Genomic DNA, 6,593 nt, shown 5'->3' with positions numbered 1-6,593 from the left:
CACCCCCCCCAAGACCCCCACTCCCCGTACCCCCTCCATGGCCCCCACCATCCACGGCATCGCCCTCGGTCTGATCGAAACCCGGGGCCTGGTGCCGGCGATCGAGGCGGCGGACGCTATGACCAAGGCGGCGGAAGTCACCCTGATCGCCCGGGAGTTCGTCGGCGGCGGCTACGTCACCGTGATGGTGCGCGGTGAGACCGGCGCCGTGAACGCCGCCGTGCGGGCCGGCGCCGACGCCTGCGAGCGGGTGGGCGACGGCCTGGTGGCCGCCCACATCATCGCCCGTCCCCACAGCGAGGTGGAGCCGGCCCTGGCGGCCTCCGGCGTCGGCCGCAGGGGCTGATCCCCATGGACGCCGCCCATCCGCGCGTCCTCGGCTACCTGGGCCGCGCGTTGAGTCTGGAGCTGTCCGCCGTGCAGCAGTACATGACCCAGGCCTCCCTCGTGGAGCTCTGGGGCGACGCCGCCGCCGCCGAACGTTTCCGGCAGGAGACCGTCGAGGAGATGAAACACGCTGAACGGCTGGTGCAGCGCATGCTGCAGCTGGGGGTGGCCCCCGCCGCCTCCCAGCTGCGGCCGGTCGCCCACGCCGCCGACCTGGAGGGTCTGCTGCGGCTGAACGCCGTGCTCGAGGAGGACCTGATCCAGCACTACGGCGAAGCGATGCGCTTCTGCCTGCTGATCGGCGATGGCAACAATGCGTCCTTCTTCCGTGCCCTGCGGGACGAAGAACAGCAGCATGGGGAGGATCTGGCGGCCTGGATCGGCAGCCTTGCCGCCGTCCCGTCCAGGGCCCTGCAACGGGCCACCTTCTGAGGTTCCTCCCTCCCTTGCCGGACACCCTTCCCCTGTCGATCCAGCTCAGCTGGCTGATTCCCCTCTACGGGTTCAGCGGCATGCTGCTGTCGCTGCCCTGGGCGGCGGGCTGGATCAAACGCAACGGCCCCCGTCCGGCCGCCTATCTCAACCTGCTGGTCACCCTGCTGGCGGTGCTGCACGGCAGCCTGGTGCTGGGGGCCGTGCTGGCCCTCGGCCCCCAGCACGTGGACATCGCCTGGTTCTCGGCCGCCGATCTTGATCTGCGCATCGGCTTCGACCTGTCCCTCACCAACCTGGCAGCGCTGGAGCTGGTGACCGGCCTGAGCCTGGTGGGCCAGGTGTTCGCCCTGGGCTACCTCGACAAGGAGTGGTCCCTGGCCCGGTTCTACGCCCTGGTGGGCTTCTTCGAGGGGGCCATGGCCGGGGTGGTGCTGAGCAGCAACCTGTTCATGAGCTATTTCCTGCTGGAGATGCTCACGCTCTCCACCTACCTGCTGGTGGGCTTCTGGTATGCCCAGCCCCTGGTGGTGACCGCCGCCCGCGATGCCTTCCTCACCAAGCGGGTGGGGGATGTGCTGCTGCTGATGGGGGTGGTGACCCTGTCGACCTGGGCCGGATCGCTGGAGTTCAACGACCTCTACGCCTGGTCGGCCAACGGGACCCTGCCGGCCCTGGGAGCCACCCTGCTGGGCCTGGCCCTCATCGCCGGGCCGATGGGCAAGTGCGCCCAGTTCCCGATGCATCTCTGGCTGGATGAGGCGATGGAGGGTCCGAATCCGGCCTCGATCCTGCGTAATTCCGTCGTCGTCACCTGCGGCGCCGTGGTGCTCCTGAAAGTGATGCCGCTGCTGATGATCTCCCCGGTGGCCATCGACGTGCTGCTGGCGGTGGGAACCATCAGTGCCGTCGGCGGCGCCCTCGTGGCCATCTCCCAGGTCGATCTCAAGCGGGCCTGCTCCTACTCCACCACCTCCTACCTGGGGCTGGTGTTCATTGCCATCGCCCTGCAGCAGCCCTTCATCGCCCTGCTGCTGCTCTTCTCCCATGCCCTGGCCAAGGCCGTGCTGTTCATGAGCGTCGGCAGCGTCATCGCCACCACCAACTGCCAGGACCTCACCGAACTGGGCGGCCTCGGCTCCCGCATGCCCGCCACGACCACCGGCTTCCTGGTGGGGGCCGCGGGCCTCACCGGCCTGCTGCCCCTCGGCTGCTTCTGGAGCTTCGGCCTGATGGTGGAGGGGCTGGGGTCCCGGGCCCCGTTCTTCGCCGCCGTGGTGCTGCTCACCAACGGCCTGACGGCCCTCAACCTCACCCGGGTCTACCGCCAGGTGTTCCTGGGCGCGCCCCACCCCAAGACCCGGCGGGCGCCGGAGGTGAACTGGCTGATGGCCCTGCCCATGGTCACCGTCGCCGTGCTGGTTCTGGTCACGCCCCTGGCCATGGCCCGCATCGACCGGGTTCCCGGCATCAGCGCTTTCTCGAGCGGCACCGCCCTGGCCCTGGTGGGCAGCGGCCTGGCGGGTCTGCTGGTGGGCAGCCTGGTGCCCTTGGACACCTTCTGGTCCCGCTCGGTGCTGCGGCCCCTGCGGGTTCTGCAGGACCTGCTCGCCTTCGACTTCTATACGGACCGCATCTACCGGGCCACGATCGTGGCCTTCGTGGCCGGCCTGGCCCGGATCACCAACGGCTTCGACCAGCTGGTGGTCAACGGCATGGTCAACCGCATCGCCGCCGTCTCGATGGGCTCGGCCCAGGGCCTCAAGCTGGGGGTGAGCGGCCGGCTGCAGACCTACGTCTTCACCGTGGTGGCCGCGATCGTGCTGCTGGTCGGCAGCCTCTCCTGGCTGGGGGGCTGAGCGGACGATGCTGAGCGCCCTGCTGCTGATTCCGTTCGCCGGCGCCCTCGGCCTGCTCTGCTGGCCGGGTGAACTGGCCACCGAGCGCATCCGCCGCGCCGCCCTGGCCCTGCTGGGCCTGCAGCTGCTCTGGAGCGTGCGGGTGCTGCTGGCCTTCGACCCCGGCCAGGCGGGCCTGCAGCTGCAGGAATCGTTCGCCTGGGTGGACAGCATCGGCCTCGACTACCGCCTGGGCGTCGACGGTCTGGCCATGCCCCTGGTGCTGGTCAACGCCGGCCTCACCCTGGTGTCGGGGATCTGCACCCGGGACCTCAGCCAGCGCCCCCGGCTCTACTTCGCCCTGCTGCTGGTGATCAGCGGGGCCGTGAACGGGGCATTTCTGTCCGAGAACCTGCTGCTGTTCTTCCTCTTCTATGAGCTGGAGCTGATTCCCCTCTGGCTGCTGATCTCCATCTGGGGCGGCGCCAACCGCAGCTACGCCGCCACGAAGTTCCTGATCTTCACGGCCGTCTCCGGGGTGCTCATCCTGGGTGCCTTCCTCGGCCTCTCCCTGTTCACCGGCCAGGCCGATTTCAGCATCAATCCCGTCACCACCGCCCAGCTCGGCATGGGCACCCAGCTGGCGCTGCTGGGGGCACTGCTGATCGGCTTCGCCATCAAGATCCCCCTGGTGCCGTTCCACACCTGGCTGCCCGACGCCCACACCGAGGCCTCCACCCCCGTGTCGGTGCTGCTGGCGGGCGTGCTGCTGAAACTGGGCACCTACGGCCTGCTGCGCTTCTGCCTGGGGATGTTCCCCGAGGCCTGGGCCCTGCTCGCCCCCTGGCTGGCGGGCTGGGCGGCGGTGTCGGTGCTGTACGGCTCCCTGGCGGCCATCGCCCAGCGCGACATGAAGCGGATGGTGGCCTACAGCTCCGTGGGCCACATGGGCTACATCCTGCTGGCGGCGGCGGGCGCCACCCCGCTCAGCCTGCTGGGGGCCGTCTTCCAGATGGTCAGCCACGGGCTGATCTCCGCCCTGCTGTTCCTGCTGGTGGGCATCGTCTACCGCAAGACCCGCACCCGGGACCTGGAGGTGCTGCGCGGCCTGCTCAACCCCGAGCGGGGCCTGCCCTTCACCGGCACCCTGATGATCCTCGGGGTGATGGCCAGCGCCGGCATGCCCGGCATGGCGGGCTTCATCTCGGAATTCCTGGTGTTCCGGGGCAGCCTGGCCGCCTTCCCGGTGGCCACCCTGCTGTGCATGGTGGGCTCGGGTCTGACGGCCGTTTACTTCCTGCTGCTGGTCAACCGGGCCTTCTTCGGCCGCCTGGCGGTGACCCCGCCCAGCGGCGATCCGGTGGCGGACTCCCGCCTGGAGGTGCGGCTGCCGGCGGTGGCCCTGCGGGAAACCCTGCCCGCCCTGGCCCTGGCCAGCGGCGTGGTGGCCCTGGGCGTGCTGCCTTTCGGCCTGGGCCGCCTCAGCGAGCAGGCCACCACCGCCATGGCCCAGCTGCCGGCCCTGCTCGCGACCCTCCAGGGGGCCGGACCGCTGTCATGAGACCGATCCCACGCTCCCCCAAGCCGCCCCTCACCCACGCCGGGGGCCGTCCCAGCCGCAGCGATCTGGTGGAAACGCTGCTGGCAGGACACACCCTGCTGGCCGAGTCCCCCGATCATCTGGCGCAGGTGGTGGACGTGCTGGAGAGCTACGGCGAGGTGCTCGATGCCTACAGCATCAATCTCGTTTACCAGGCCGAGCAGCAGTTCCTGAACCCCTTCCCGGTGTTCCGCTTCCTCGATGGCGACCTCAGCCCGGCGAAGATCTGGCGCCACCTGCTGCACGATCGGATCAACTACGAGTACGCGGAGTACTGCCAGAAGTCGATGCTCTGGCACGGCACCGGCGGCCTCGATGCCTATCTCGACAGTGAGGCGTTCGCCGCCAGCTGCGCCGCCATCGTCGCCCGCAAGACCCGGCGCGATCCCCTGCTGGCGGTGCTCAACCCGCTCTTCCCCCAGTTCCTCACCGAACTGATCCGCTCGGCCGCCACCACCCATGCCCTGGGCCAGTTCTGGCGGGTGATGAGCGATCTGTTCCTCGATCTGGCCCGGGCCGAGCGGGACGGGCGCGTGGACTCGATCGCCGCGGTGGTGACCTTCATCAAGGAGGGTCTGGTGGCGGCGGCCGGGGCGCCGATCACCTACGCGGTGGAGATCGGCGGCAGCTCCTTCTGGGTGCTTCCCCCCGAGGCCGGTCTCACCTTCCTGGGGGATGTGGCCGTGCCTTACGTGGAGGCGGTGTTCCTGCGCGGCACCCCGTTCCTGGGCACGGTGTCCTTCAACGCCCAGGCCCAGCAGATCTCCCCCGACCAGGCCCAGTTCATGTACGGCGCCCTCTACGCCGACCCGCTGCCCACCATGGGCTCGGGCATCCCCCCCAGCCTGCTGATGCAGGACATGTACCGCCACCTGCCCGAACGGCTGCGCAACCGCTACCTGGCCGGCATCCGCGGCGACGGCGACATGCGGGTGAAGATCTGCATGAGTTTCCAGAAGGCGATGTTCTGCGTCACCAACGCCGCCATCGCCGGCACCTTCCCCCACCCGCTCACGACCCAGGCGCCGGCGGAACAGGCGGCCAACCGGGCCCATGCCGCCGCCTGGGCCGCCCGCCTCTGCGTGGCCCGCACCGACTGCCTCGACGATCCGGGCTGATCTAGGGTCGGACCCATGGATCAGCCCTGGACCCGTCGGCCCCGACCCGATCGGCTCGAGCGCCGCATCGAGTTCGACGACTACGAAAGCACCCGCGTCTTCCTGGAACGCCTGAACGGCCTCTCCGAGCAGGAGGGCCGCTTCCCCGACATCAGCTTCGGGCGCACCTACGTGAACCTCACCGTGCGCGCCGAAGCCGACGAGGACCCCATCGGCGAACCGGAGGAAACCTTCGCGCAGGCCATCGATGGTCTCCTCTGAAGGCGCCGCATCCGACGAGGGGGACGGGAGCGCGCCGCCGGAGACGCGGCTGGTGGATCTGCGGGCGGCCTACGACGCCGCCGGCATCAAGGAGGTGCTCGACCAGCTCGACCGGGAACTGATCGGCCTGCGGCCGGTGAAGGCCCGCATCCGGGAGATCGCCGCCCTGCTGGTGATCAACCGGGCCCGCACCCAGGTGGGCCTCGACACGGCCCCCCCCAGCCTGCACATGTCGTTCACCGGCCGGCCCGGCACCGGCAAGACGACGGTGGCGGAGCGGATGTCGAAGATCCTGCACGGCCTCGGCTACGTCCGCAAGGGCCATGTGGTGACGGCCACCCGCGACGATCTGGTGGGCCAGTACATCGGCCACACCGCCCCCAAAACCCGGGAGATGCTCAAAAAAGCGATGGGCGGCGTGCTGTTCATCGATGAGGCCTATTACCTCTACCGGCCGGAGAACGAGCGGGACTACGGCGCCGAGGCGATCGAGATTCTGCTGCAGGTGATGGAGAACAACCGCAACGATCTGGTGGTGATCTTCGCCGGCTACAAGGAGCGGATGGACGTCTTTTACCAGAGCAACCCGGGCCTGTCCTCGCGGGTGGCCAACCACATCGACTTCCCCGACTACTCCGCCAGCGAACTTCTGGCGATCGCCCAGCTGATCCTGGCGGCGGAGAACTACCGCTTCAGCCCCGAGGCCGCCGCCGCCTTCGCCGAGTACATCCAGCGCCGCATGCAGCTGCCCTTCTTCGCCAATGCCCGCTCGATCCGCAACGCCATCGACCGGGCCCGCATGCGCCAGGCCAACCGCCTGTTCAGCGGCATGGGGCGGGCCCTGACCAAGACCGACCTGATGACGATCGAGGCCGAGGACATCACTGCCAGCCGGGTGTTCCACGGGGAAGTGGAGGGGCTCGATCCGGCCCGGCCCCTCACCGGCGCGGGCTGAAC

General features: G+C 69.5%; 7 protein-coding genes. All 7 read left to right on the top strand.

Annotated features, from left to right (window positions below; all coding sequences use genetic code 11):
• A partial coding sequence (locus VB738_RS12015) for a BMC domain-containing protein (protein ID WP_323305957.1) occupies positions 1 to 346 on the top strand: 346 nt, incomplete at its 5' end.
• 5 nt (positions 347 to 351) lie between these two features.
• Positions 352 to 819, top strand: coding sequence for a ferritin-like domain-containing protein (locus VB738_RS12010; RefSeq protein WP_323305956.1), 468 nt, complete (start codon positions 352 to 354; stop codon positions 817 to 819).
• Positions 820 to 833: 14 nt separating this feature from the next.
• Positions 834 to 2,678 (top strand): NAD(P)H-quinone oxidoreductase subunit F, encoded by a 1,845-nt coding sequence (locus VB738_RS12005; RefSeq protein ID WP_323305955.1) that lies wholly within the window; start codon positions 834 to 836, stop codon positions 2,676 to 2,678.
• Positions 2,679 to 2,685: 7 nt separating this feature from the next.
• The gene (locus VB738_RS12000) at positions 2,686 to 4,218 is read left to right on the top strand and encodes an NADH-quinone oxidoreductase subunit M (RefSeq protein ID WP_323305954.1); all 1,533 of its coding nucleotides are present in this window, start codon (positions 2,686 to 2,688) and stop codon (positions 4,216 to 4,218) included.
• Positions 4,215 to 5,375 (top strand): CO2 hydration protein, encoded by a 1,161-nt coding sequence (locus VB738_RS11995; RefSeq protein WP_323305953.1) that lies wholly within the window; start codon positions 4,215 to 4,217, stop codon positions 5,373 to 5,375. Before VB738_RS12000 ends, VB738_RS11995 begins: the two co-directional genes overlap by 4 nt.
• A 15-nt stretch (positions 5,376 to 5,390) precedes the next feature.
• Complete coding sequence (locus VB738_RS11990; protein WP_216922565.1) at positions 5,391 to 5,636, top strand: 4a-hydroxytetrahydrobiopterin dehydratase; 246 nt, start codon at positions 5,391 to 5,393, stop codon at positions 5,634 to 5,636.
• Complete coding sequence (gene cbbX, locus VB738_RS11985; RefSeq protein ID WP_323305952.1) at positions 5,623 to 6,591, top strand: CbbX protein; 969 nt, start codon at positions 5,623 to 5,625, stop codon at positions 6,589 to 6,591. Before VB738_RS11990 ends, cbbX begins: the two co-directional genes overlap by 14 nt.
• Positions 6,592 to 6,593 lie beyond the last annotated feature (2 nt).

It is taken from the genome of Cyanobium gracile UHCC 0139, assembly GCF_034931325.1.
Lineage (GTDB): Bacteria > Cyanobacteriota > Cyanobacteriia > PCC-6307 > Cyanobiaceae > Cyanobium > Cyanobium gracile_B.
This window is presented reverse-complemented; position numbering and strand designations above follow the sequence as displayed.